Source organism: Mucilaginibacter aureus, from assembly GCF_053514885.1.
The window spans coordinates 5,206,518-5,231,316 of sequence record NZ_CP170601.1; the positions used below are offsets into that span (position 1 = coordinate 5,206,518).

Here is a 24,799-nt window from a genome sequence, read left to right on the forward strand (position 1 = left end):
CCTTAGAGCGAACAAAGCTACAGCCCGATGTCCGACAAAAAGATACTTGTTTTAAACGCTCAGCAAATACAGCAAAAGATCGATCGTATTGCTTACCAGGTACTGGAAGATAACCTGGACGAAACAGATATCATTATTGCCGGCATTTTGCCGCGTGGTAATTTTTTGGCCGAAAGGTTAAAAAAGGTTCTGGATGGTATCGCGCCGTTTACCAGCAAACTCATTACTATCGAACTGGATAAAACAAGCTCATCGCTAAAGGCAAAAATGGATGTTGATGTAGCTGAATGTGCCAACAAGGTGATCATTTTGGTTGATGATGTATTGAGCAGCGGCAAAACACTCGCTTACGGTTTAGGCGTATTTTTAGATGTACCGCTCAAAAAAATGAGCACTGTGGTATTGGTTGATCGTAACCACAAAAGCTTTCCTGTTGCTACCGATTATGCCGGCGTAGCGCTTTCAACCGTTTTAAAAGAACACATTGATGTTGTTTTAAACGAAGCCGGGCAGGAAGACGCCGTGTACTTGCGGTAATCAGCTTTTCGCCACGAGCGTTGCCATATCATCCACATTCAGCGTCAATCCATCCAATACGTGCGTAGCCTGGTTATAAAAACTTTCGCGCTCGGCAAGTTTGCCTTCAATAAAAGCAACCAGTTCGTCGCCCTTTTTGCCTTGCAGTACCGGCCGTACTACTCGGGCATTCTCTAACCTGTCGCCCAGTGTTTTTGGCGATAGTTTAATGTACAGGGTTTGGCCATGGCTGTTCATCCAATCCATGTTATCAAAAAAGCAGGGTAAACCACCTCCGGTTGATATCACTGCCTTGTCGGGATAAGGATATTTTTTCAGCACTTCCGACTCCTTATTGCGAAACTCAACTTCGCCATGCTCGGCAAAATACTCGCCGATACTTTTACCAACCTGTTCCTCTAAAACCGTATCCAGATCAATAAACTCGTAACCCAATCTTGCGGCAAGTTTCTTACTCCAGGTAGTTTTACCACAGCCCATAAAGCCGATTAAATAAATATGATCTTGACTAACATTGGTTGACATGCGGCAAAAATAATGGGATTTATGAGAATTTAAAGAATTATGATTTTCGCGCTAAGGCGGTAAGACGCAAAGATTCTTGATCACTACTTAGCGCCTTCGCGCCTTTGCGAGAGAAAAATAAATCCGAAATCGAACATCCGAATTCCGAAATCAAGTCAGCTTCACCCGCGGATCAATCACCGCATATAACAGATCCACCAATATACTGATCACCACAAATATCAGCGCGATAAACAATATCGAACCCATCACCACTGGAAAATCGGCTTTCTCCAATGCATCAACAGTAGCCTTGCCCAAACCGTTATAGCCAAAAATATACTCCACAAAAAACGAACCAGCCAGCAGCGATGCAAACCACGAAGCTATGGCCGTTATTACGGGATTTAAAGCATTCTTCAAAGCATGGCGATAAATAATAGTTCGCTGGCCCAAACCTTTGGCCCTGGCCGTACGGATGTAATCCTGGCCCAGTACATCCAGCATCGCGCTCCGGGTTAACTGCACAATAATGGCCAGCGGGCGCAGTCCCAAAGTTACCATCGGCAATACCAGGTTTTTCAGTGTAAGCACTTCGCCTTTAAATGGGTCGTAAGTAAACAAACTGCCCGACATGTTGAGCCCCGTATATTTACTCAGTACAAAGCCAAACACCCAGGCAATCAGTATCCCTGCAAAAAAGGCCGGGGCCGATACTCCGATAACCGAAAAGCTCACCCAAAACTTATCTATCCAGCTATCCTTCCGCACAGCGCATACTATCCCTAAAAATATTCCTATCAGGGTGGCAAACAACATAGCGGTGGTTGCCAGCACCAGGGTATTGGGTATTACATCCATCAGGGTAGCGGCAACATTCTTTCGGGTTTGGTACGACCGGCGCAGGTAGGGCCATTTGATCGCCAAAACATGTGTTGACGATATGGAGAATAACCTGGCGTAATGATATTTAGCCTGCTCTTCGGGAGTATTTAAGTGGATACCAACGGGCGACAGATCATTCATATAGTAAGCAAACTGCACCGGTATGGATTTATCCAAACCAAACTCTTTACGCACCGCCTGCAGCGATTGCACGTCGGCACGCTGTCCCTGCGTCATTCGCGCCGGGTCTACAGGCAAAATATTGAATAAAAAAAACACCACAACCACCACGCCCAGCATCACTACCAGTCCGTAACCAATTTTGCGCAGTGTGTAGCCTATCATTTACGGGTGTTGCAAATAGTTTTTCACCAGGTTATCAAAGCTTGGCATGGTATGGTAATGCCATTTGTTGACGATAGTGCCATTCTTCATCAACAGTATGCCCGGGTTTGAGCGTACCATACTTTTCAGCGGAACACCGTCGGCATAAAATATTTCACTCACCAATTTATGCGCTTTGGCAAAGGCTTCGGCGTTGCGCGGTGCATCCGAGGTTAGTATCACTGTGCGGATATTATAATTATCCGTCAGTGTGATAGCCAAAGCGTTTAAACGCTCTATGGCAGGTATGCTGGTATGGCTCAGGTCGTATGCTACAATGATCACGTTATAAAACGGATTAGCCAGCAATTCTTTGGTGTACTCGTTACCCTGAGCGTCGTTTATGCGCAGATCCTGTATTTTTGGTGTAAAGCCTTTTTTCACCAAACGGCTTTGGGGATTACCCACTATCGCCCACGTGCTGTCCTTCCATATCCCGCTTTTAATATAATCCTTATCAGTGATGTCCTTAACAGCTTTGCTCTTTTTATTTTCAAGATGATAAGTTATTTCAAACTCATCGGGCATGGCACCCGGTGGTGTCAGCATTTCGTTCGGGATATTGGCGCCTACCTTGTATGGCAAAAAGTCCATCACCGGTAAAAAATTATAAGTATAAAAACCCACACCAAATGAAAGGATGATAGCCACCCATGTTACCCTTCTCTCCGTTTGCCTGTTTCTGAATACCGGTTCGATATGCGCCCTTTTGGCAAAAATAAAAATAATGAATAACAGCAATATCAGATCCTTGCTGAACGACTGCCACGGTGTTAAAACAATAGCATCGCCAAAGCAGCCACATGTTTGCACTACTTTAAAAAAGGCCGAGTAAAAGGTTAAAAAGCTAAAAAAGATAATAAGTAGCAGCAATCCCCAGGCTATTTTTTTGCCTTGTACACCTATCAGCAATGCAAACCCAAAAAACATCTCGAGCGCGCATAAAAATATGGCCATACTTACCGCCAGCGGACTCAAAAACGTAATATGGAATACTTCAAAATACTCCTCCAGTTTATACGAAAACCCCAGCGGGTCGTTAGCCTTGATAAGCCCCGAAAAAATAAACAACAAGCCAACAAATATCCGGCACACCCAAAGTATCCTGATCACCGAAACCGAAATCTTTCTGTCTGCCATGGCTTAATAGGTCAATTTAATTAGTGCAAAAACCGAATAGTTCAGCATATCCTGGTAATTAGCCTTCACCCCTTCCGAAGCCAGCGTGGCACCCTGGTTATCTTCGATCTGCTTTACGCGGAAGATCTTCATCAAAATCAGGTCCGTTAACGAGCTGATCCGCATATCCCGCCATGCTTCGCCATAATCGTGGTTTTTGGCAAACATTAACTCTTTAGTTTCAGTAACCTTCTGTTCAAACAGCTCGCTAACGCGTTCTACAGGTAGTTCCATAGGGTCTGCGGCTGTCAGTTCCAGTTGCATCATCGCAATAACGCAATAATTAACAATGCCAATATATTCGCCCCTGATATCGTCGCCTACTTTAGAAACCTTTTTTTCTTCAAGAGTGCGGATGCGCTGTGCTTTGATAAATATCTGATCGGTGATGGATGCCGGCCTCAATATGCGCCAGGCTGTGCCGTAATCGCGGGTTTTCTTCAAAAAAAGTTCCCTGCAGGTATCAATAATAGCCTCGTATTGTTGTGCTGTGTTTGCCAAGTGTAAATGTTGTTTGAATGTTTAGAGGTTGAAAAGTTGAAAGGTTGGTCTCCTTTCAATATTTGCTTAGCAAAACATTGTAACTTTACAACATTTCAACATTACAACCTCAAGTGGCTAAAGATACGTTTTTTAATAAAAAGACCACCCTAAATGTGCGCGGCAAATTGATCGATCTGGCCTCACCAAAGGTAATGGGCATCATCAATATCACACCCGATTCCTTTTATGCCGGCAGTCGTAGCCAAACCCTTGACGATGCTTTAGCCCAGGCAGGCAAAATGCTTGCCGATGGTGCTCATTTCCTGGACATTGGCGCTTACTCGTCGCGACCAGGCGCTGCCGATATTGCTGTACAGGAAGAGCTCGACAGGTTATTGCCGGTTATAGAAGCCATATCCGCCACCTATCCCGAAGCTATTTTGTCCATCGATACTTTCCGCTCTGCCGTTGCCTTTGCGGCGATAAATGCCGGGGCGCATATCATTAACGATATTTCGGGCGGGCAACTGGATGAGGATATGCTTGATACCGTTGCCAAACTACAGGTGCCCTACATACTGATGCATATGCGCGGCACGCCGCAAACCATGACACAGCAAACCAATTACACGGATGTATTTGGCGAAGTATTTGATTACTTTACCGAACGCGTTCACCGTTTACGCCAATTAGGTGTACACGATATCATCATCGATCCTGGTTTTGGTTTTGCCAAAACACACCCGCAAAGCTACGAACTGATGAACCGACTGCAGGAGTTTGAGCGATTAGAACTGCCGGTGTTGGTCGGTGTATCGCGTAAGCGGATGGTATACAACCTAACCGGCGGTACCGCTGCCGATGCTTTAAATGGCACCACGGTTTTCAATACCATCGCGCTAAGCAAGGGCGCCAGTATTTTACGTGTTCACGATGTTAAAGAAGCTGTTGAAGCGGTGAAGATCTGGACGGCTTGTCAACCACCAGGGGGGAAATTGTAAGAAATTTTCAACTTCATTTAATCATTCAAAACTCAATCCTTCAATCATTGATTCAAGTGGGGGGGAATTGTAAGAAATTTTTCAGTTATTTCGCTTCTTGCTTTTCGCATTTAAGCATCGCGCTTAACATTAAATATACCAAATTTCCGCCATTATAGCAACGCCAAAAACAAAATTCCGTGTTAAATTATTATTAATGCATGAACGTTTTGGTCAGCATATTCGGCGAAGGAAAAGACCTCACCATTTACCAGATGAGCGCCCGGGCTATTGTTATTTATTTTGTTGCGTTGGTACTAATCCGAATTTCGGGCAGACGAACATTTGGCAAACATTCCGCTTTCGATAACGTGATCGCCATCATCCTGGGGGCCATATTAAGCCGGGCTGTTGTCGGTGCATCACCATTCGCGGCAACTATAATTTGCAGCCTGGCCCTGGTTGTTTTACACAGATTATTGGCCATGTTGTGTATTTATAGTGAAACGTTAAGCCATATAGTCAAGGGGCAAAGCATGTCGCTTTACAAAAACAGTAAGATCGAAGAAGACAATTTAAAAGCCTCACTTATGACACGGAACGACCTGATGGCAGACCTCCGCTTGCGCGGACAGGTACAAACCCTGCACGAAGTTGAAGAAGTAGTAATGGAAACCAGCGGCGAGGTAAGCGTGGTCAAAAAGAAAAAAAACTAACGCAAAGCCGGTTAAGAATGAATATACTGGTTATAAGCTGCTTTACCTGCCGAAAACGGCGACCCGCCGGCTTTGGGATGGATATAATATTTTCCACTGTGATGTGAGTGTTCTATAAAACCCGTATTTACCCCGCCATTGATATTTCCCTGGCTTATTAACATGATCTCGGGCTGCTGCCAGGTTTTCTTTTGTGGGGTATTGCTGTGTTTCATTGTGTTATCTGATTTAAAAAAACTATTTTCAAAGAAAACCGATCAAACGGAACTGAGTTAGCTGATTTATAACGCAGGCAGGGTTACTAACTTCTCATCAGCTTCAAAACCGAATCCACATACTCCCTGTCATTAGCCAAACGGGGCACTTTATTTTGCCCGCCCAGTTTACCGCGCTGTTTCATCCAGTTAAAAAAGGTTCCGCCCGGTGCCGAGTGTACCTTTGGCCGATGCAGGGCCATATCTTTAAAACGCTTGGCATCGTAGTCCGAGTTGATCTTGCGCAGGGTTTCATCCAGCAGGTCAACAAAGCGCTCAAACTCAGCGGGGTGCTTTTCAAACTCAATGATCCATTCGTGCCCACCCGCGTCGCTATCCGAAAAATAAATAGGCGCAGCCGTATAATCGCGGATAATTGCCCCGGTTTGCCGGCAGGCTTCATTTAGGGCACGCTCTGCATTATCAATGATCACCTCTTCGCCAAAGGCATTAATAAAGTGCTTGGTACGGCCGGTTATCTGTATCCGGTATGGTGTTAAAGAAGTAAAGCGGATGGTGTCGCCAATCATATATCGCCACAGGCCCGCATTGGTGCTGATGATGAGCGCATAATTTTTATACAGTTCCACCTCATCAAGCGTAAGCGTTTTAGGATGCTCATCGTGAATGCTTTCCAGCGGCAAAAATTCATAAAAAATACCATAATCCAGCATCAGCAGCATTTCGCCGCTGTCATCCTCATCCTGCAAACCAAAAAACCCTTCGGATGCATTATAGGTTTCCAGGTAATACATATCATCCTTACCGATCAGTTTGTTGAACTGCTCGCGGTAAGGTGTAAAGCTCACCGCGCCATGAAAGTAAAGCTCCAGGTTGGGCCAAACATCTATTAAGTGTTTTTTACCAGTAATTTCGAGCACACGTTTAATGAGCAGGATATTCCAGGTGGGTACGCCGCTTAAACAGGTTACATTAACGTCCAACGTAGCCTTGATCATCTTCTCTATCTTCTCATCGTAATCTTCAATCAGCGCGATGTCGATATTCGGCGTACGTAAAAATTCCGCCCACATGGGCAGGTTTTTCATGATCACTGCACTCAGGTCGCCAAAAAAAGTATCAGGCGTAAAACCGCTCGGCTGGTGGCTGCCGCCTAATGTTAAGGCCTTACCTGTAAATATTTTAGTATCGGGGCGGTTATTACAATACAGCGTCAGCATATCCTTGCCGCCCTTAAAATGGCATTCCGCAAGCGATTCTTCGCTTACCGGGATAAACTTGCTCCGGTCGCTGGTGGTGCCCGATGATTTGGCGAACCACTTAATTTCTGATGCCCATAAAATGTTCTGCTCGCCCTTCAGCATCCGCTCAATGTAGGGCCTTAGCGTATCATAGGTTTGGATGGGTACCCGCTCCTTAAACTGTTTCAGGTTGCTGATGCTCCGGTAATGGTGTTTTTTACCCCATTCAGTATTTTCGGCACCCGCTATCAGTTGTTCAAACCATTCATCCTGCACCTCGTTAGGGTATTTTTGAAAAAGCTCTATCTGGTGGATACGCTTTTTCATAAACCAGGTAAAAACAGAATTAATGATCGTCATGCGGGCGGTTCATTATTGCAAAAAGGTTTTTCTTTTCAGCACAAAGTTGGCCCCAAGGTAAACCTTACGTACCATTTCGTTAGCTGCCAAAACTTCGGGTACACCGCTTTCCAGTATCTTGCCTTCAAAAAGCAGGTAGGCACGGTCGGTTATGGATAGGGTTTCCTGCACGTTGTGGTCGGTGATCAATACTCCAATGTTGCGGTGACGCAGTTTAGCCACCATCGATTGTATCTCCTCCACCGCAATCGGGTCAACCCCGGCAAAGGGCTCATCCAGTAAAATAAACTTAGGGTCGGCGGCCAGGGCACGTGCAATCTCGGTACGGCGGCGCTCGCCACCCGAAAGCAGGTCGCCGCGGTTTTTGCGCACCTTGTGCAAGCTAAATTCGTCTATCAGCTCTTCCAGCTTATCCTTTTGCTGGGCATCGTTTAATTTGCCCATCTCCAGCACAGCCTTAATATTATCCTCAACCGATAGCTTCCTGAAAACAGATGCTTCCTGCGCCAAATAGCCAATACCTTTTTGCGCACGGCGATACATGGGATCGCCGGTAATGTCGTGGTCTTCCAGGTAAATCGTTCCTTCGTTAGGTTTTATCAAACCTACTATCATATAAAACGAGGTAGTTTTGCCTGCGCCGTTAGGGCCAAGCAAACCCACAATTTCGCCCTGCTCAACACTAAACGAAACATCATTGACAACGGTACGTTGTTTATATTTCTTAATTAAATTCTCAGCGCGTAAAATCATAAACCCCCTTTAATCCCCCTAAGGGGGGAATTTTAAAATACTACATTAATTGTTGCATTAGCCTTTTCCAAATTCCCCCTTTAGGGGGCTGGGGCGTTAATACGTCTTTATCCCTTTAACATTTAACTGTATGCTCCGCTTTTCGCGCCATACATTTTCTTCAATTGTATAACAAATATCAAAAGGTATGCCTTTGCTTAATTTAGGTAAATGCTCGCCCAGGTTAAATGCTATACAATCAAACGCCGGCGAGTTTTCCTGCACCACGCTCATTTTAATGTGGTTAGCGCCTACAAGGCTGGCATTACCGCTAACATACACATTTTTTGTGATGAAAACGGGCGACATATTCTCAGGCCCGAACGGCGCAAACTGGTTCAGTATCCTAAAAAATTTGGCGTCTATCTGTTTTAACTTCAGTTCGGCATCGATATTGATCTGCTGTATCAGCATTTCGTCGGTGATCGTCGCATTAACTACCTCTTCAAACCGCTGACTAAAAGCCTCTACATTTTCAGGCTCCATGGTTAAACCTGCCGCATATTTATGTCCGCCGAACTGGATCAGCAGATCACTGCAGCCGCACAGGGCTTCGTACAGGTCGAAACCCAATACCGAGCGTGCCGAGCCTGCAACATGCCCGTTTGAGCGTGTTAACACGATTGTTGGCCGGTAATATTTTTCCGTCAGGCGGGATGCTACAATACCGATAACACCCTTGTGCCAGTGCTCGTTAAACACCACTGTCGATTTACGGGCGATCATTAACTCGTCATTACCGATCATCTCCAAAGCTTCGTCGGTAATGTTCAGGTCATGTTCCTTACGTTCAATATTTCGCGAATTGATCATTTCGCCTTTTGTAGCGGCCAACTGTTCGTCACAGGCTATGAGCAATTCAACAGCGTGCTTCGCATCATCAATGCGCCCGGCTGCATTTATCCGCGGGCCGATCATAAATACAATATCGCTAATGGTATAATTTTCGGTGCGCCCTGCCGCCAGCATCAGGGTTTTAACTCCCAAACACGGGTTAGTATTGATCTGCTGCAAACCAAAATAAGCCAGCACCCGGTTCTCGCCGGTAATATGCACAATATCGCAGGCAATGCTTATCGCAACAAGCTCAAAATAAGTATGCAGGCTTTCAAACGGGATATCATTTTTTTGGGCGTAAGCCTGGATCAGCTTAAAACCTATGCCACATCCCGAAAGTTCCTTGTAAGGGTATTCGCAATCTGCCCTTTTAGGATCGAGCACGGCTACGGCATCGGGTAACTCATTGCCCGGCGTATGGTGGTCGCAGATGATGAAATCCACACCCAAAGTATTGGCGTACGCTATTTTATCTACCGACTTAATACCGCAATCCAGCGCGATGATGAGGCTAAAGCCATGCTCTGCTGCAAAATCGATCCCTTGTGTTGATATCCCATAACCTTCCTTATACCTGTCGGGAATGTAATAGTCAAGGTTAGGATAGTACTTTTTAAAAAAACTATACACCACAGCAACCGATGTCGTCCCGTCCACATCATAATCACCGTAGATCATGATCTTTTCACCATCGGCAAAAGCCCGCTCAATACGAAGGATGGCTTTTTCCATATCGCGCATCAAAAACGGATCGTGCAACTGGTGTGTTTCGGGCCGGAAAAACGTGCGGGCCTCTTCAAACGTATGGATATCCCGCTGCACCAGTAAGGTACTTAAAACGGGATCAATGTTCAATTCGGTCGATAGCTTGAGTACATCTCCATCATCTGACTTTGCCTTTACCGACCATCTTTTTTGCATATCTTCGCTGTATAAACAGTAAATATAGTTATTGAGTTATTAATTGAATAAGTTTTGTCGGTTAGTTACTCACAATCCGTTGTTATCCAATGCATATTTTTCCACTAACAGAAGGTTCGTACTCCGTTGATTCTACTAAAAAGTTTATTCCCTTCAATCCTGTTACTGATAATTTCCGCGACAGGCCAGGTTCACTTTTTATACACGTACAGCCTTTTTTAGTTAAAACGGATACTGATCTTATTTTATTTGATTCGGGCCTGGGTTTTAAAAATAATCAGGACGAACTGGTTCTGCATCAAAATATCCGCAACGCCGGTTTCGATCCCGAAGATGTAAGCCTGGTACTGATGTCGCACCTGCATTACGATCATTCGGGCGGTTTGGTGGTTGAACGCAACGGCAAATGGGAACCATCTTTCCCAGGCGCTACACACGTAATACAGCGCGGCGAATGGGAAAACGCTTATGCCGACAAATCATCATCGTATCATAAATATATTTTTGATACGCTACAACGCGGCGTACAAATCGATTTTGTTGAAGGCAGCGGCCAGTATAAATCAGGTATCACTTACGAGCTTTCGGGTGGGCATTGCCAGTATCATCATGTTTTTTTATTAGAAAACAATGGCTATAAAATATTTTTTGGTGGTGATGAACTGCCCGAGCCTGAACAACTGATCCGTAAATTTATTGCCAAGTACGATTACGATGGCCGCAAGGCTATGGCATTACGCGAAGAATATGGTAAAAAAGCAGCAGCCGAAAACTGGATCTGCCTGTTCTATCATGCCAAGTCAAACCCGGTAGGCCAGGTTACGTATACCGATGAAACTTTTATGGTAAAGCCGGTTAGTTATTAACCAGGTCAAGCACTTCCCGTATTTTCTCTACACTTAAAGGCTTCGAAATAAAGTCTTTAACCAGTGGATATGATTTAGCTTTATTGATATCGTTATTAAAAACAGACGACGATATAATATATATTTTGCTTTTGCCCTCAGGGTCAATACCTAATCTTTTGTATTCATCTAAAAACTCCCAGCCGTTCATTATCGGCATATTGATATCCAGCAAAATATAGTCCGGCAATTCTTCCGGGTTATTATTCTGTATCTCTACCAACTCGTCAATGGCAAACTTGCCATTTAAACAGGTTTTGATATCTGTATTTAGAAGTGTCTTCTTGATCAATTTAACTGAGATGAAATTATTGATCTCGTCATCGTCAACAAGCAGAATACTTACAGATTTAGTATTTATAGTCATGTTTATTTTCTACGTACAAATAGCGCGTTTTGTTTTAACCGAAGATAGGTTTTTTCTAAACAAAAAGCCCCTATTTTCCTTTTTTTCGGCTAACTTTTGGTTAATTAACTACTAATATATAAAATTATACAATCTGTTTTATATTTAAAATTCATAATCGTGTTCAACAAGGCAAATACGCACTTTATAGTGTGCATACCAATGTTCACGACCGTATTTTTGTGCAACAAGGTGCTGGCTGTCTGCCTTCCAGTTTTTTATGGCAGTTAACGACGACCAGTATGATACCGTAATTCCAATTTCTTCACGTGCAGATTCAAAGCCAAGGTAACCTTCCTGTTGTGTAGCCAGTTCAAACATCTGGTCGGCCATGGCATCATAGCCTTCGGCGGGGTTATGTTTTATCGAAGAAAATATAACCGCGTAATACGGCGGTTTAGGCGTTTCGGCAAGTAATAAGTTATTCATAGACGGGGCAAATATCGCAAACAATGAATAAATATAAACCTATTTATTTAACAAATCGGCCTGTTTATCACAAAAACATCTGTTTATTTTACCCGGTGAACCATTATGGTTTTGACGGCTCAACCCGGTAAACTTTACTGATGCTTTTATCCATCCAGAAAAAGCCCGACCATGAATGCTCTTCGCCTGCTTTATCTTTAAAGCTATAGGCAGCCGCTATTTTATAAGCCACAACGGCACTATCGCGGGTTGATTTATTACCTGCTTTGTGAGTATATATTTCAAAAGTATCACGTTTGGCAAAACCCGGTTTGGTGATCTGGTATACAGTTGTTAAAAAATCAAAGCCTTTGCTTTTATAACTCCCGGGATCATCGAGCGTAGTGTGCAGGTAGCTTTTAACCACACGTTCGGCTATTTGCTGTTTGGTTAGGGTATGTGCGCAGGCGGTAAGCAGTACAGCAATCAAAAGTAATATCTTCTTCATCCGGTGTTTATTTACTAAACCCCTGATGTTAAGTTTTGTTTATGATTTTAAACAACTGCTACTGCCACTTATCTACTCACTATTCACCACTCACCAACTTTATTCAATCACGCTTTCCTCAAACTCGTAGCTTTCCAAAGGCGGGCAGGTACATATCAGGGTACGATCGCCATAAGTATCGTTAACACGCCCTACCGATGGCCAGAATTTGTTAGCAGCAACATACGGCAGCGGGAAAGCCGCCTTTTGACGGGTATAAGGATGCTCCCACTCATTGGCGGTAATTACTGCAGCAGTATGCGGCGCGTTTTTCAGCAGGTTGTTTACCTTATCGGCAATGCCTTTCTCCACATCCTCAATTTCGTGGCGGATAGCGATCATGGCATTACAGAAACGGTCAAGCTCATGTTTAGGTTCAGATTCCGTTGGCTCAACCATTACCGTGCCCGCAACCGGGAACGATACGGTAGGCGCGTGGAAACCATAATCCATTAAACGCTTGGCAATATCGGTTACCTCAACCCCAAAGCTCTTAAACGCGCGGCAGTCCAGTATCATTTCGTGTGCGCAACGGTTATTAGCGCCGGTGTATAATACCGGGTAATGTTTCTCTAAACGCGCTTTAATATAGTTTGCATTCAGTATAGCGTATTTGGTAGCATTGGTTAAACCCTCAGCACCCATCATAGCAATGTACGCATGCGAGATCAATAAGATAGATGCCGAGCCCCACGGTGCCGATGATACTGCTGGGATGGATTTACCCTGGTCGATATCAACAACAGCATGTCCCGGAAGGTATGGAACCAAATGCTTGGCTACACCTATCGGACCCATACCCGGGCCGCCGCCGCCATGTGGTATACAAAAGGTTTTATGCAGGTTAAGGTGGCAAACATCGGCGCCAATATTAGCCGGACTGGTTAGCCCTACCTGGGCGTTCATGTTGGCGCCATCCATATATACCTGGCCGCCATTGTCATGGATGATCTGGCATATCTCGATGATCGATTCTTCGAAAACACCGTGTGTTGACGGGTAAGTCACCATCAAACACGATAGTTCATTTTTATATTGCTCCGCTTTGGCGCGCATGTCGGTCACATCGATATTTCCGTTATCGTCGCATTTTACCACCACGATCTTCATTCCGGCCATAGCCGCCGAAGCCGGGTTAGTGCCGTGTGCCGATGAAGGGATCAGCGCAATATTACGATGATGGTCGCCCCTATCCTGGTGATAAGCGCGGATTACCATCAAACCGGCATACTCGCCTTGCGCACCTGCGTTTGGCTGTAAGCTCATGGCTGCAAAGCCGGTAATTTCGCTTAGCCATTTGTTCAGTTCGTCAAACACTTCCATGTAGCCGCCCACCTGGTCGATAGGTGCGAATGGGTGCATTTTGCTGAATGCAGCCCAGGTTACCGGGATCATTTCGGTAGTGGCATTCAACTTCATGGTACACGACCCCAAAGCGATCATGCTATGGCAAAGCGAAAGGTCTTTATTTTCAAGCGATTTAATATAACGCAGCATTTCGTGTTCCGAATGGTGCGAGTTAAATACCGGATGTGTCAAATATTCCGAGGTGCGTTGTAAAGCAGTTGGAATGGTCGTTTTAATACTTGCTTTCAGATCATCAAAAGCAATATCATTAATGCTTTTAGCTTTTACCTTGGCAAAGAAACGGATAATGGTTTTCACATCCTCAACCGAAGTAGTTTCGTCAAGCGAGATATTAACTTCTGTACCGCTGTAATGCAGGTTCATTTCGTTGTTGATGGCCTGGCCATGTATCGGGCTTGCCAAAGCTCCCAGGTCAAATTTCAGGGTATCAAAGTAGGCTTCGTTTAACTGTTTATAACCTAAAGCCTCTAAGCTATCGGCCAGCAAAACGGTTAAGCCATGTATCCTTTCGGCGATGAGCTTCAAACCTTTCGGACCGTGATAGGCGGCATACATCCCAGCCATAATAGCCAACAATGCCTGTGCGGTACAAATATTTGAAGTTGCCTTATCCCTGCGGATGTGTTGTTCGCGGGTTTGCAAAGCCATCCGCAAAGCGTAATTACCGGCGCTGTCTATCGTTACTCCGATGATACGTCCCGGCATCGAACGCTTATATTCTTCTTTAGTAGCAAAAAATGCGGCATGTGGCCCGCCAAAGCCCATTGGCACGCCAAAGCGTTGGGTGGTACCTACCACAATATCGGCACCCCATTCCCCTGGCGGAGTTAAAAGTACGAGGCTCATAATGTCGGCTGCAACGGTTAATTTAATACCATGCTCATGCGCTTTTGCAGCGAAATCGCTATAATCATAAACCGCACCGCCGCCGGCAGGGTATTGTACTATAGCGCCAAACATATTGTCGCTCAACTCAACAGTGCGATGGTCACCTATCAGCAGTTCGATCCCGTAAGGTTGCGAGCGTGTTTTTAATATATCGATGGTTTGCGGAAACACTTCTTCCGAAACAAAGAAAACCTTGGCATGGTCATTTTTACGCAAACTGTATTGCATAAACATGGCCTCGGCAGCAGCCGTACCTTCGTCAAGCAGCGAAGCATTGGCAATCTGCATTCCGGTCAAATCCAACACCATGGTCTGGAAATTGAGCAGCGCCTGTAAACGGCCTTGAGCTATCTCGGCCTGGTACGGTGTATACTGGGTATACCATCCCGGGTTTTCGAAGATGTTGCGCTGGATAACTCCCGGCAGTATCATATCATAATACCCCTGGCCGATATACGACTTAAAAACTTTATTCTTCGATGCCGTTTCTTTCAGATCATTCAGGTAATCAAACTCGCTTTTTGCCGCAGGTAGGTTTAGCGGCTGCTTTAAACGGATCTTTTGCGGTACCGTTTGGTCTATCAGTTCGTCTACACTATTTACACCAATGGTTTGCAGCATTTCAGCAGTGTCGGCCTCATTAGGAGCGATATGACGGTGTTGAAATTTTTCCTGGTAATCGATATTTAACTTCATGAAAATGGGTCAGAATAAATTTTGGGCAAAGGTAAACAAATAACCATTCCGTAACAATCTTCCCCAAATAACGGCGCTCTTTTTTACAACAATATTATTATTTTTAAGGCGTGAACATCGCCTATGCCTTTTAAAAAAATACTGCTTGTATTATCCCTGCTTTTTGTTTTTACTGATACGTTTTCTACAGTATTTGTAGTGACTAGCAATGCCGATAGTGGGCCTGGTACTTTGCGCGACGCTTTAACACAGGCGGCGGCTAATGGCAGCGCAGTAAAAGACTATATTAATTTTAATATTGCCGACCAAAGTATCGCCGGAAGGACAATAACATTGGTAAGCCAGTTGCCTGATGTATCTTCAAACCTGGTAATTGATGGAACAACGCAACCGGGATCGGCATTTGGACAAACCGAAGCTCACGTTGAAGTATCTACGCCATTTAACAACATAAAATTTACAGTTTTCAACGGAAATTTGGTAGATGATGTTGAGTTTTATGGTCTTTATATCCATGATTATACAGATATAGGCACTTCTAGGCCGAATCTGCAGCAAAGAATTGGGATTAACATCCTCAACTCTTCAAACATTATTTTCGGTTCATCCGGTAAGGGAAACCTGTTGAGGGGCTTTAATTCGTATTCACTATATTTTGAGAGTACCACTTCAATTAAAATTCAAAATAACCTTATCGGACTAAATACGAATAACGCGTTTGACGATCCTCTGCAGCCTGGCCTATTTGAAGTAACAGCGCCGATAACTATAAATAAATGTAACTCAATTTTAATCGGAGGAGATAATACAGAAGGAAATGTAATTTTCGCACTTGTAAATATCAGTTTTTTTGAAAAAACCAGCAACAACACTCTTTCCATCAAATCAAATAACTTCGGCGTACTTAAAGACGGCGTAACTACCCGATTTATATTTCAGGCATTCGATTTTGTCAAGATCGCAACCATCTATGCAAATAACTACATTACCGATCCCACCTATTACACTTTAAATGGTGCAGATGTTAACATACTCATTCAAAATAACTTAATAGGAAATTTTGGTACTGGTATCTACCTTAATCAGCTCAATGGTATAACAAATTTCTATCACAACTATTTTGGTGTGTCCAGAGATCTACAAACCAACTTAAACAACAATAATTCGAGGCCCAACCTCGGTAATTCAGTAACAGCAATGCTGTGCAACGGCCTAATGAATTTTGGGACCAATAATAACAGCGACCTTAATTATTTTTACAATCAATCGATCGCGGTTAACGCACTAGGAACTCCTAATACCTTTTTAAGATATAATGATTTTAAATGTTTATCACCAACCGGTACTGCTGCCCAAACGTTTTATTCGAGCTTTAAATTTGCACCGAATAATCAATACACATTACCTAACATCAGTATCCTAAGTTTAAATACCAACGGCATTCACAATATTGTGAACGGGACGGCTACTCCAAACGCAACTATTGATATTTACTCATCCGAATCTTGTTTGATGCCATGTAGCATCCGAAGTTATGTGCAAACTGTAACCGCAGGTAGCTCCGGCGCGTGGCAAGCAGATATTTTAAATTTGAACGGCATTTTTTACGCTTCTGCAACACTCAATAATCAAACATCTTTATTCAAAACTTTTGAAATAAACAGCGACAATGTAGTTATCAAACCTATGCGTTGCAGCGATTTGGCAACAATATCAGGGTTAAAAGTTCCGTTGGGCGTAAGTTACTATTGGACAGACTATAATAACAATATAGTTTCCACAGATTTAGATCTCAACATACACAAAACCGGGCAATACCATTTGGTTTTAGGTGGAGGCTGCATTACATCTCAATGGTTTAATGTAGTCGACGATAGGGTTTCTTTTTATGATGGCTCATTGGCAAAACAAAACGCATCGTGCAGTCAAAGTACAGGCTCAATTAAAGGGCTTTTTGTATACGATCCCGAATCGAAATTAAAAGACAAAACATGGACCGATGGTAATGGAAACATTGTTGCTACCAGTACCGATGCAACTAACTTGCCACCGGGGAGTTATACTTTAAAAGTAACCACTACCGACGGTTGCCAGGCTTCTTACGGTCCCATCACCCTCTCCAACACCACCGGCCCTAATATCGATCAAAGTTCCGCCAACATTAGCCCGTCAAATTGCGGCTCATCAAGCGGATCGATAACCAACGTTAAAGCCACCGGAACCGGCACAATAACCTACATCTGGAAGAACAGTCAGCAGCAAACGGTTGCAACTACGCCAAACTTAACCGGACAGCCGGCGGGGGCTTACACCTTACAGATCACCGATCAAAGCAGTTGCGGTTATGTTACCTCCTCGCCTATTACCATACCCGAGGCTAACGGCATCGCAATAGATACTTCGGCCAAAACGCAAACCCAGGCTATTTGCGGCCAAAACAACGGCGGTTCGATAACAAATATTAAAGTTACAGGCGCAACAACCTACCAATGGATAGATGCAGGCGGCAATACAGTTTCAACCCAGCTCAATTTAACCAATGTTGCCGCAGGCAGATATTACCTTATTGCATCGAACGCATTTTGCAGCAAGCAAACTATGGTGTTTACCGTAACACAACAAACCAATACTGTAAACTACCTTGGCCTTACCAAAAAATTAATCAATGCCACCTGCGGATTAAATAACGGTAGCATCCAGGTTATTTTTATGAATAACCCACCGGTATTGCCGGTTAAATACCGTTGGGTAGATAGTAAAGGGCAAACACTGGGCACCAGTAGTGCAACGCTTAGCAATATCGATGCAGGCACTTACGCAATTTATGCAACCGACAACAACGGATGCGAAAAATATCTGATCAGTTATTCGATTGGCCGCGATCCGGCCCTCACGGTTACTACGAATAATGTACAAACGGTGGATGATCATTGTCAAACCGGAACAGGAAGCATTACCGGCATTGGCTATACCGGCAAAGCGCCGATTGGCATTACATGGACCGATGCTTCAGGTTCTGTTATTGCCAATACTATCGATCTCACTAATGTAAAAGCAGGCGCCTATAACGTCAAAATAACCGATGGTGCAGGCTGCGAACAGGATTTAAGCTATACCATCCAAAATGTAAATAGCGCGGTTCCGCAACCACTGGTTAACAACATACAACTTTGTACCGCCGGTGCGGCGTTGATAGCGGTTAACAACCCATCACCATCTTATGGTTTTAAGTTATATGATAGCGCCACAAGTTCGATCCCCATCACGCAAAGTACTACCGGTAAATTCAATGTATCGGTTAGCGCTGCCAGAAGCTATTTTATCAGCCAGTATATCGGTACCTGCGAAAGTGCACGGGCCGAAGTGAAGATTGGACTGGGATTATCAAAATTAAGCATAGCCAATACCTTTACCCCAAATAACGATGGCATTAACGACACCTGGAAAATAAACGGAATGGAAAACTATCCGGATGGAACAGTGCAGATTTACAATCGTACCGGGCAACTAATTTTTGAATCGAAGGGTTATACCATATCCTTCAACGGTCGTTTTAAAGGTCAGGATCTGCCCCTTGGAACGTACTACTATATCATTAACCTCAATACCAAATGCGAGGTGATATCGGGCAGCATTACTTTGGTAAGATAACTAAACCGCCAGCTCCCTCAAATATAGTTGAATGGTGTTTTCCAAACCATAATACAACGCATCGCTGATCAGGGCGTGACCTATGCTTACTTCCAGCAAGCCGGGGATATTTTGGGCGAAGTATTTTAAGTTGTGCAGATCAAGGTCGTGCCCGGCATTTAAACCAAGGCCCAGTTTATTGGCCACTTTAGCCGCTTCTACGTAAGGTGCAATCGCTTTTTCGCGATCAGTATGATAGCCGCTGGCGTAAGCTTCGGTATACAGTTCAATGCGGTTGGTGCCGGTAGCGGCGGCAGCTTCAACCATTTCGGCAACCGGATCAACAAATATCGACACCCGGATGCCTGCCAGTTGAAACTCCTGGATAATAGTTTTCAGATAATCCTGGTGGGCAATGGTATCCCAGCCATGGTTCGAGGTAATTTGCCCCAACGCATCGGGCACCAAAGTTACCTGGGCCGGGCGGTTATTAAGCACCAGTTCTACAAAACTATCTTCAACCGGGTTACCTTCAATATTAAACTCTGTAGCGATGGCTTTTTTTAGATCATACACATCACTATAGCGGATATGGCGCTCATCAGGGCGCGGATGTACGGTAATGCCTTCGGCACCGAAACGCTCACAGTCTAAAGCAACTTTTAACAAGTCGGGATTATTACCCCCACGCGAATTACGCAGGGTAGCTATTTTATTAATGTTTACAGATAGATGCGCCATGCAGCAAAGATAAAGTATTACCCATTGTTATTTTAAATGATATTTGACAAACATTACCTAACATCAATAGTTTTAGTTTTTGAATTTCTTTATAAATGTTTAAGCACCTCTACCTCTTTTCCTTCTTTCTGCTTTTCGCGATAAGCGACTTACAGGCCCAGGCCGTTTACAGCAGCATTAAAAATTACGAGGTGTATTACGGCTCGGCCAAACGCAACACGCAGGATTGGCTGGTACTGCGTCGGTTTGACGACCATGGCAAGAGCTACCTGTTACTACTCGATCCGCGCGAACTGGAAACTAAAGTCGACGAAGCTTCGCTATACCAGGTGCGCCACCTCACCATTGATGGGGCCCGTAAATATTACGCCGCCACAGCTTATGTAAAAGCAATCGATAAAGTCGAGAAACAAAGCAAAGTGATACAGGACGCAGGCATCCAAAGCGGCATGCCTAAAGAAACAGGCATTACGCTTACCGCCGATCTTTGCCCCAGCCACCGGCCGCTTGACAGGCGCATATTTACCGATATATTTAACGGGTTTAAAAAGGTGGAACAACCTGTACCGGTAGCATTATCCGTTACCGGGATATGGATGCGCAACCACCAGGCCGATTTGAACTGGCTGAAGGATATGCAGGCACACCGGCAAATTTACATTACCTGGATCAACCATTCATTCAACCATCGCGTAAGCGCAAAAGCACCACTTACCCAAAACTTCCTGCTTGAGAAAGGCACCGATATCTACTACGAAGTTATCGAAACCGAAAAAGCCATGCTTAAAAACGGCTTATTACCCTCATGCTTTTTTCGTTTTCCGGGATTGGTATCCGATGAGCAACTGGTTACTGCGATCACCAATTTTGGACTCATCCCCATAGGTACCGATGCCTGGCTGGCCAAAGGGCAGCAGCCTCAAAACGGCAGCATCGTGCTTATTCATGGTAACGGCAACGAACCTATCGGAGTTGCCGATTTTATCAAGCTTATTCAATCAAAAAAACGGATGATCACCAACCGGCAGTGGTTGCTTTATGATTTAAGGGAGAGTGTGGAGGATGAGTTTAGTAATTGAAGTATACGAACAATAGTCAGAGTACTTATATTTTGGTTATCTTTCGTCGTTAAAAACAAAAGATGAAAAAAAGAGGGTTCCTGATTCTATTGATACCGATACTTAGCGGTCTATTTTTTATTGCAGCTTGTAAAAAAAGCAGCAGTGGCGACCAGCCCGACCCTGCAACCGTCGCATTAATAGTAGGCAGTCCCGGTAAATTATGGCAATTGAACAGTGGCACCTATACTATCCCGCTTTCTATATGCAATTGCGCAAAAAAACATAATCATTTAATGTTTAATGCCGATGGCATTTTTGCCCAATCTGCCTATACCTGTAACGCCCCGATCGATTCAGCAGACTTTTACAGTGCGAACAACGCTTCGGGAAAATGGACACTGGCAAGCGATAATGTAAGCCTTAACCTCGGAGGTGCAAAGTATAATCTCGTATCGGTTACAGCTAATACGCTTGTATTGGATGTATTGAATAGCAGCGGCGTCAAGTATGAGCGTTTGAACTACATAAGTGTTGATAGCGCACCTTTTTTGCCTTTCCAGGACCGGGCACAACAGCTTTGCAATGTTACCTGGAAATTTAAAAAGATCATCCTTAACGGTTTTATCAATCAAACAGTCGATCCTGATCTGCGGCTTAAATACAATACGAATGGAATTATGGTAACATCTTCTATAGATCCCCGCACACTGGGGTATCCCTACACCGACAACTGGACATTGTTCCAGGATCAATCCACTGCGGGTATCAGGTTATTTACGACTGGTACATCAACCGGACCTACGCTTGATATGTCTATCCAGATCGTTGAACTGATCGGAGGATCGTTTATTTATAGCTATTTTGACACACGTACAGGTACTACAACCGTAAGCTACATGGTACCTCAATAGAAGATCGGTTTAATGATTGAATTTTAACTTTTGCCCACGCTACTCCGTAGTATACTTTCCATTCTCTTTCATCTTGATCAGATTAACGATTCGGGAAGGGTATTTCCCTGTTGCCCGTGTGGCCAATACCATGGTACTATCAGTAATTACTTTAACGGTATCGCGTATGGTAAACTGCACCGGTACTTTAAAAAATTTCAAATAGTACCTGGTGTAATCGTATTGCAGGTACAGCATTTTCCCCTCTGCACGCCACGATATAGGTTTTGGCAACGGCATATCAACCGAAGCAAATGTTAGCGTTCTATCCGTAAAGCCGCCATCGGGTTTTAGATCATAGATCACAGGGCTATTTTTTGAATGCAGCCATCGACCGCAAAACCGCAGATCGGTAGCCGGTTGTTTGTTGTCATTATGATGATTACAGGAGGCAAGAGCCGTCAGCAATACTAAAGCAGGTAAAAATCTTTTCATAGCCGAGGAAATAATTTACCTGAAAGGTATCAATAAATAACCTCAATCTTCAATAAAGGCCAGCCTGGTATTTTTATAGTCCGGTTTTTGCAGTTGTTCCTTTAAGCGCTCAAAGGTTTTAAACGGTCCTTCGGTAGCAAAAAGGTTGATCAGCCATGCCGGTATGCTGCCCGCAGGGTCCACGGCCAACTGGTATTCTACTTTAATAGTGTTATTAGCTGACGGAGTTATAGTCCACCGCCCTACCGAATTGCTGATGCGCACAATGTCCGGTTTAACGGGTACCATATCGGCAATGCAAGGTGCATCGATGGTTATTTCTTTGGTTTTCGGATTTTGCTTTACTATAATATGCGATATATAGTCGCGGTTTTGAGCCGGCCAGGGCACACTAACCTCGCTGTAATAATAGAGTTCCGATGGAGAAACCTGTTTAATTACACGGGCATTTTTGCCATGATATACCCATTCGGCCGAGTTATCGATATCCATAATTACCCGCACCAGTTGTGATGGATGCGCACTAAGATTGCACTCCACCTTAATGGCTTTAAGATTGGAGTTAGCCATTGGACGGGTATAGATCCTTATCCCGCCTTTATCTATGCTTAGCTTCCAGTTATCCTGCGCAAAGCAGCTTGCAGTGCTTATTAAAAATAGGATGATTGCAGATAATTTCTTTAGCATACAATTGTTTCATTTCACAGCTTTCTGCATAGCGAAAGCGCTTAAACCTTTCTTCACCAAATTCAAACAGCACAAATTAAATTCAAAAAAAGCAGGTTTGTTACGAAGCCGATTCCAATTTGACTTTTAAATTATTTTTTTGCACTTATATTACACTGTTGTGGATTAGTATTTTAACTCCATAAAAAAAGGGACGTGGTATAACCCACATCCCTCTCAAATCTGATATCTCAGATCTAAATCAATCTTAGTAACGGTAAAAATCCGATTTAAACGGACCTTCAACAGGTACGCCAATGTAATCAGCCTGATCCTGGTCTAAAACTTCAAGCTCAACACCAATTTTAGCTAAGTGTAAGCGGGCAACCTTTTCGTCAAGGTGTTTAGGCAGGGTGTATACTTTGTTTTCGTATTTATCGCTGTGTTGCCAAAGCTCCAGTTGCGCTAAAGTTTGGTTAGTGAACGAGTTGCTCATTACAAACGATGGGTGACCGGTAGCGCAACCTAAATTTACCAAACGGCCTTCGGCTAATACAATTACGTCTTTACCGTTAATGGTATATTTATCAACCTGTGGTTTAATTTCCACTTTGGTATCGCCATAAGCTCCGTTTAACCAGGCCATGTCGATCTCGTTATCAAAGTGGCCAATGTTACATACAATGGCTTTATCTTTTAACGCGCGGAAATGTTTTTCTTTAACAATGTTGCAGTTACCGGTTGCTGTTACCAGGATGTCAGCCTCGCCGATCGCAGTATCCAGTTTTTTAACTTCAAAACCTTCCATTGCAGCCTGTAAAGCACAGATCGGATCGATCTCGGTAACGATAACACGTACACCAGCGTTACGTAGCGAATCGGCAGAACCTTTACCTACGTCGCCAAAGCCACAAACAATACCAACTTTACCAGCCATCATTACATCGGTAGCGCGGCGTATAGCATCAACCAGCGATTCGCGGCAGCCGTATTTGTTATCAAATTTCGATTTGGTAACCGAGTCGTTAATGTTAATGGCAGGCATTGGTAAAGTACCGGCTTTCATACGTTCGTATAAACGGTGTACACCGGTAGTAGTTTCTTCTGATAAGCCTTTGATGCCAGCAACCAGTTCAGGGTATTTATCTAATACCATATTGGTCAGGTCGCCACCATCATCCAATATCATGTTCAATGGCTTGCGGTCTTCGCCAAAAAATAAAGTTTGCTCAATGCACCAGTCAAACTCTTCGGCATTCATACCCTTCCAGGCATAAACCGAAGTACCTGCAGCAGCGATAGCAGCAGCGGCATGATCTTGTGTTGAAAATATATTACATGATGACCAGGTTACTTCGGCACCTAAGGCCTGTAATGTTTCAATTAATACTGCGGTCTGGATGGTCATGTGCAGGCAGCCTGCAATACGCGCACCTTTTAAAGGCTGCGAAGCGCCAAACTCTTCGCGTAATGACATTAAGCCCGGCATCTCTGCTTCGGCTAAACCTATTTCTTTACGACCCCACTCGGCAAGCGAGAAGTCTTTTACTTTGTATTTTACAAATGCTGTTTCTGCTGTTGTTGACATATTTCTACTTTATTTTGAGGGGCAAAGTTAAGCATTTCCCTTATCAAATTAAAGTGTACTTAGTTTCAGCTCTTTTAATACAACCTCTTCAATTTCGGTTATTGGAGTAGATGTGGTCGGCGTAGATGTAGATAGTTTACCATTGTAAACAGCGCCCATTTCAACCTGCAACGTTTGCGTTTTTATTTCGCCGTTTATTTTGCCACTGCTTTCAATTTTTAACGATTCGGCTTTGATATTGCCATTAACAATACCATAGATAATTAGCTCGCGCGTAACAATATTACCGGTAACCACGCCTTTTTCGCCAACTATCAGGCCTGCATCAATGTTAATATCGCCTGTTATCTGCCCATCAATACGCACAAAATTGGGGGCTTTTAAATCGCCTTTTATCACACAACCTTCGCAAATCAGGGTCGATATGGCATGATGGCTGCCCGAGCCGCCATTTTTTTTGCTAAACAAACTCATAA

The 24,799-nt window shown here is 43.9% G+C and carries 24 protein-coding genes; 7 read left to right on the plus strand and 17 right to left on the minus strand.

Going from position 1 to position 24,799, the window contains the following annotated elements:
• Nucleotides 1-27 precede the first annotated feature (27 nt).
• Nucleotides 28-537: a phosphoribosyltransferase family protein gene (locus ACFGVR_RS22440; RefSeq protein ID WP_448699907.1), complete on the plus strand. Its 510-nt coding sequence runs from the start codon at nt 28-30 to the stop codon at nt 535-537.
• Here ACFGVR_RS22440 and ACFGVR_RS22445 read toward each other — a convergent pair whose 3' ends face one another.
• From ACFGVR_RS22445 to ACFGVR_RS22460, 4 genes are all read right to left on the minus strand, one after another.
• On the minus strand, nt 538-1,062 hold the full coding sequence (locus ACFGVR_RS22445; RefSeq protein WP_448699908.1) for a shikimate kinase: 525 nt from the start codon (nt 1,060-1,062) through the stop codon (nt 538-540).
• Between the two features lie 150 nt (nt 1,063-1,212).
• Nucleotides 1,213-2,271, minus strand: coding sequence for an ABC transporter permease (locus ACFGVR_RS22450; RefSeq protein WP_448699910.1), 1,059 nt, complete (start codon nt 2,269-2,271; stop codon nt 1,213-1,215).
• Nucleotides 2,272-3,450 carry a BT_3928 family protein gene (locus tag ACFGVR_RS22455; protein WP_448699911.1) on the minus strand — a complete coding sequence of 393 codons (1,179 nt, stop codon included), beginning with the start codon at nt 3,448-3,450 and terminating at the stop codon, nt 2,272-2,274.
• Nucleotides 3,451-3,453: 3 nt separating this feature from the next.
• Nucleotides 3,454-3,990 (minus strand): DUF1599 domain-containing protein, encoded by a 537-nt coding sequence (locus tag ACFGVR_RS22460; protein ID WP_448699913.1) that lies wholly within the window; start codon nt 3,988-3,990, stop codon nt 3,454-3,456.
• Nucleotides 3,991-4,103: 113 nt separating this feature from the next.
• Here ACFGVR_RS22460 and folP point away from each other — a divergent pair, with 113 nt between their 5' ends.
• Complete coding sequence (gene folP, locus ACFGVR_RS22465) at nt 4,104-4,973, plus strand: dihydropteroate synthase (protein WP_448699914.1); 870 nt, start codon at nt 4,104-4,106, stop codon at nt 4,971-4,973.
• A 200-nt stretch (nt 4,974-5,173) separates the two neighbouring features.
• A complete protein-coding gene (locus ACFGVR_RS22470; RefSeq protein ID WP_448699916.1) occupies nt 5,174-5,668 on the plus strand; it encodes a DUF421 domain-containing protein in 495 nt (164 codons plus the stop codon).
• An 11-nt stretch (nt 5,669-5,679) separates the two neighbouring features.
• Here the strand turns inward: ACFGVR_RS22470 and ACFGVR_RS22475 are convergent, their stop codons facing one another.
• The 4 genes from ACFGVR_RS22475 to recJ all read right to left on the minus strand — a co-directional run bounded on the left by ACFGVR_RS22475 (nt 5,680) and on the right by recJ (nt 10,034).
• The gene (locus ACFGVR_RS22475; protein ID WP_448699917.1) at nt 5,680-5,883 is read right to left on the minus strand and encodes a hypothetical protein; all 204 of its coding nucleotides are present in this window, start codon (nt 5,881-5,883) and stop codon (nt 5,680-5,682) included.
• A gap of 86 nt (nt 5,884-5,969) precedes the next feature.
• A complete protein-coding gene (locus tag ACFGVR_RS22480) occupies nt 5,970-7,484 on the minus strand; it encodes a GH3 auxin-responsive promoter family protein (RefSeq protein ID WP_448699919.1) in 1,515 nt (504 codons plus the stop codon).
• 12 nt (nt 7,485-7,496) lie between these two features.
• The gene (gene lptB / locus ACFGVR_RS22485; protein ID WP_448699921.1) at nt 7,497-8,237 is read right to left on the minus strand and encodes an LPS export ABC transporter ATP-binding protein; all 741 of its coding nucleotides are present in this window, start codon (nt 8,235-8,237) and stop codon (nt 7,497-7,499) included.
• Nucleotides 8,238-8,333: 96 nt separating this feature from the next.
• Nucleotides 8,334-10,034, minus strand: coding sequence for a single-stranded-DNA-specific exonuclease RecJ (gene recJ, locus ACFGVR_RS22490; protein WP_448699923.1), 1,701 nt, complete (start codon nt 10,032-10,034; stop codon nt 8,334-8,336).
• Between the two features lie 89 nt (nt 10,035-10,123).
• Here recJ and ACFGVR_RS22495 point away from each other — a divergent pair, with 89 nt between their 5' ends.
• On the plus strand, nt 10,124-10,900 hold the full coding sequence (locus ACFGVR_RS22495) for an MBL fold metallo-hydrolase (RefSeq protein ID WP_448699924.1): 777 nt from the start codon (nt 10,124-10,126) through the stop codon (nt 10,898-10,900).
• Here ACFGVR_RS22495 and ACFGVR_RS22500 read toward each other — a convergent pair.
• From ACFGVR_RS22500 to gcvP, 4 genes are all read right to left on the minus strand, one after another.
• The gene (locus tag ACFGVR_RS22500; RefSeq protein WP_066006238.1) at nt 10,890-11,306 is read right to left on the minus strand and encodes a response regulator; all 417 of its coding nucleotides are present in this window, start codon (nt 11,304-11,306) and stop codon (nt 10,890-10,892) included. The two genes, ACFGVR_RS22495 and ACFGVR_RS22500, sit on opposite strands and share 11 nt — an antisense overlap.
• A 144-nt stretch (nt 11,307-11,450) precedes the next feature.
• Entirely contained in the window at nt 11,451-11,774 is a 324-nt protein-coding gene (locus ACFGVR_RS22505) for an antibiotic biosynthesis monooxygenase family protein (protein ID WP_448699926.1), read from the minus strand.
• 103 nt (nt 11,775-11,877) lie between these two features.
• Nucleotides 11,878-12,261, minus strand: a complete 384-nt coding sequence (locus ACFGVR_RS22510; RefSeq protein ID WP_448699928.1) for a hypothetical protein — start codon at nt 12,259-12,261, stop codon at nt 11,878-11,880.
• A 99-nt stretch (nt 12,262-12,360) separates the two neighbouring features.
• Entirely contained in the window at nt 12,361-15,252 is a 2,892-nt protein-coding gene (gene gcvP / locus ACFGVR_RS22515) for an aminomethyl-transferring glycine dehydrogenase (protein ID WP_448699929.1), read from the minus strand.
• Nucleotides 15,253-15,375: 123 nt separating this feature from the next.
• On the opposite strand from gcvP, the gene ACFGVR_RS22520 reads away from it, so the two are divergent.
• Nucleotides 15,376-18,903: a gliding motility-associated C-terminal domain-containing protein gene (locus ACFGVR_RS22520; protein WP_448699930.1), complete on the plus strand. Its 3,528-nt coding sequence runs from the start codon at nt 15,376-15,378 to the stop codon at nt 18,901-18,903.
• On the opposite strand, the gene ACFGVR_RS22525 is transcribed toward ACFGVR_RS22520, so the two are convergent.
• Nucleotides 18,904-19,623: a pyridoxine 5'-phosphate synthase gene (locus ACFGVR_RS22525; protein ID WP_448699931.1), complete on the minus strand. Its 720-nt coding sequence runs from the start codon at nt 19,621-19,623 to the stop codon at nt 18,904-18,906.
• A gap of 95 nt (nt 19,624-19,718) precedes the next feature.
• Here ACFGVR_RS22525 and ACFGVR_RS22530 point away from each other — a divergent pair, with 95 nt between their 5' ends.
• Both ACFGVR_RS22530 and ACFGVR_RS22535 read left to right on the plus strand, forming a co-directional pair.
• Nucleotides 19,719-20,702, plus strand: a complete 984-nt coding sequence (locus ACFGVR_RS22530; protein ID WP_448699932.1) for a polysaccharide deacetylase family protein — start codon at nt 19,719-19,721, stop codon at nt 20,700-20,702.
• Nucleotides 20,703-20,764: 62 nt separating this feature from the next.
• Nucleotides 20,765-21,595 (plus strand): lipocalin family protein, encoded by an 831-nt coding sequence (locus ACFGVR_RS22535; RefSeq protein WP_448699933.1) that lies wholly within the window; start codon nt 20,765-20,767, stop codon nt 21,593-21,595.
• A gap of 39 nt (nt 21,596-21,634) precedes the next feature.
• Here the strand turns inward: ACFGVR_RS22535 and ACFGVR_RS22540 are convergent, their stop codons facing one another.
• The 4 genes from ACFGVR_RS22540 to ACFGVR_RS22555 form a co-directional block, all read right to left on the minus strand.
• Entirely contained in the window at nt 21,635-22,069 is a 435-nt protein-coding gene (locus tag ACFGVR_RS22540) for a hypothetical protein (protein WP_448699934.1), read from the minus strand.
• Nucleotides 22,070-22,111: 42 nt separating this feature from the next.
• Entirely contained in the window at nt 22,112-22,756 is a 645-nt protein-coding gene (locus ACFGVR_RS22545; RefSeq protein ID WP_448699935.1) for an START domain-containing protein, read from the minus strand.
• Nucleotides 22,757-23,003: 247 nt separating this feature from the next.
• The gene (ahcY, locus tag ACFGVR_RS22550) at nt 23,004-24,323 is read right to left on the minus strand and encodes an adenosylhomocysteinase (RefSeq protein ID WP_448699936.1); all 1,320 of its coding nucleotides are present in this window, start codon (nt 24,321-24,323) and stop codon (nt 23,004-23,006) included.
• A 48-nt stretch (nt 24,324-24,371) separates the two neighbouring features.
• Nucleotides 24,372-24,797: a bactofilin family protein gene (locus ACFGVR_RS22555; protein ID WP_448699937.1), complete on the minus strand. Its 426-nt coding sequence runs from the start codon at nt 24,795-24,797 to the stop codon at nt 24,372-24,374.
• Nucleotides 24,798-24,799: the final 2 nt, after the last annotated feature.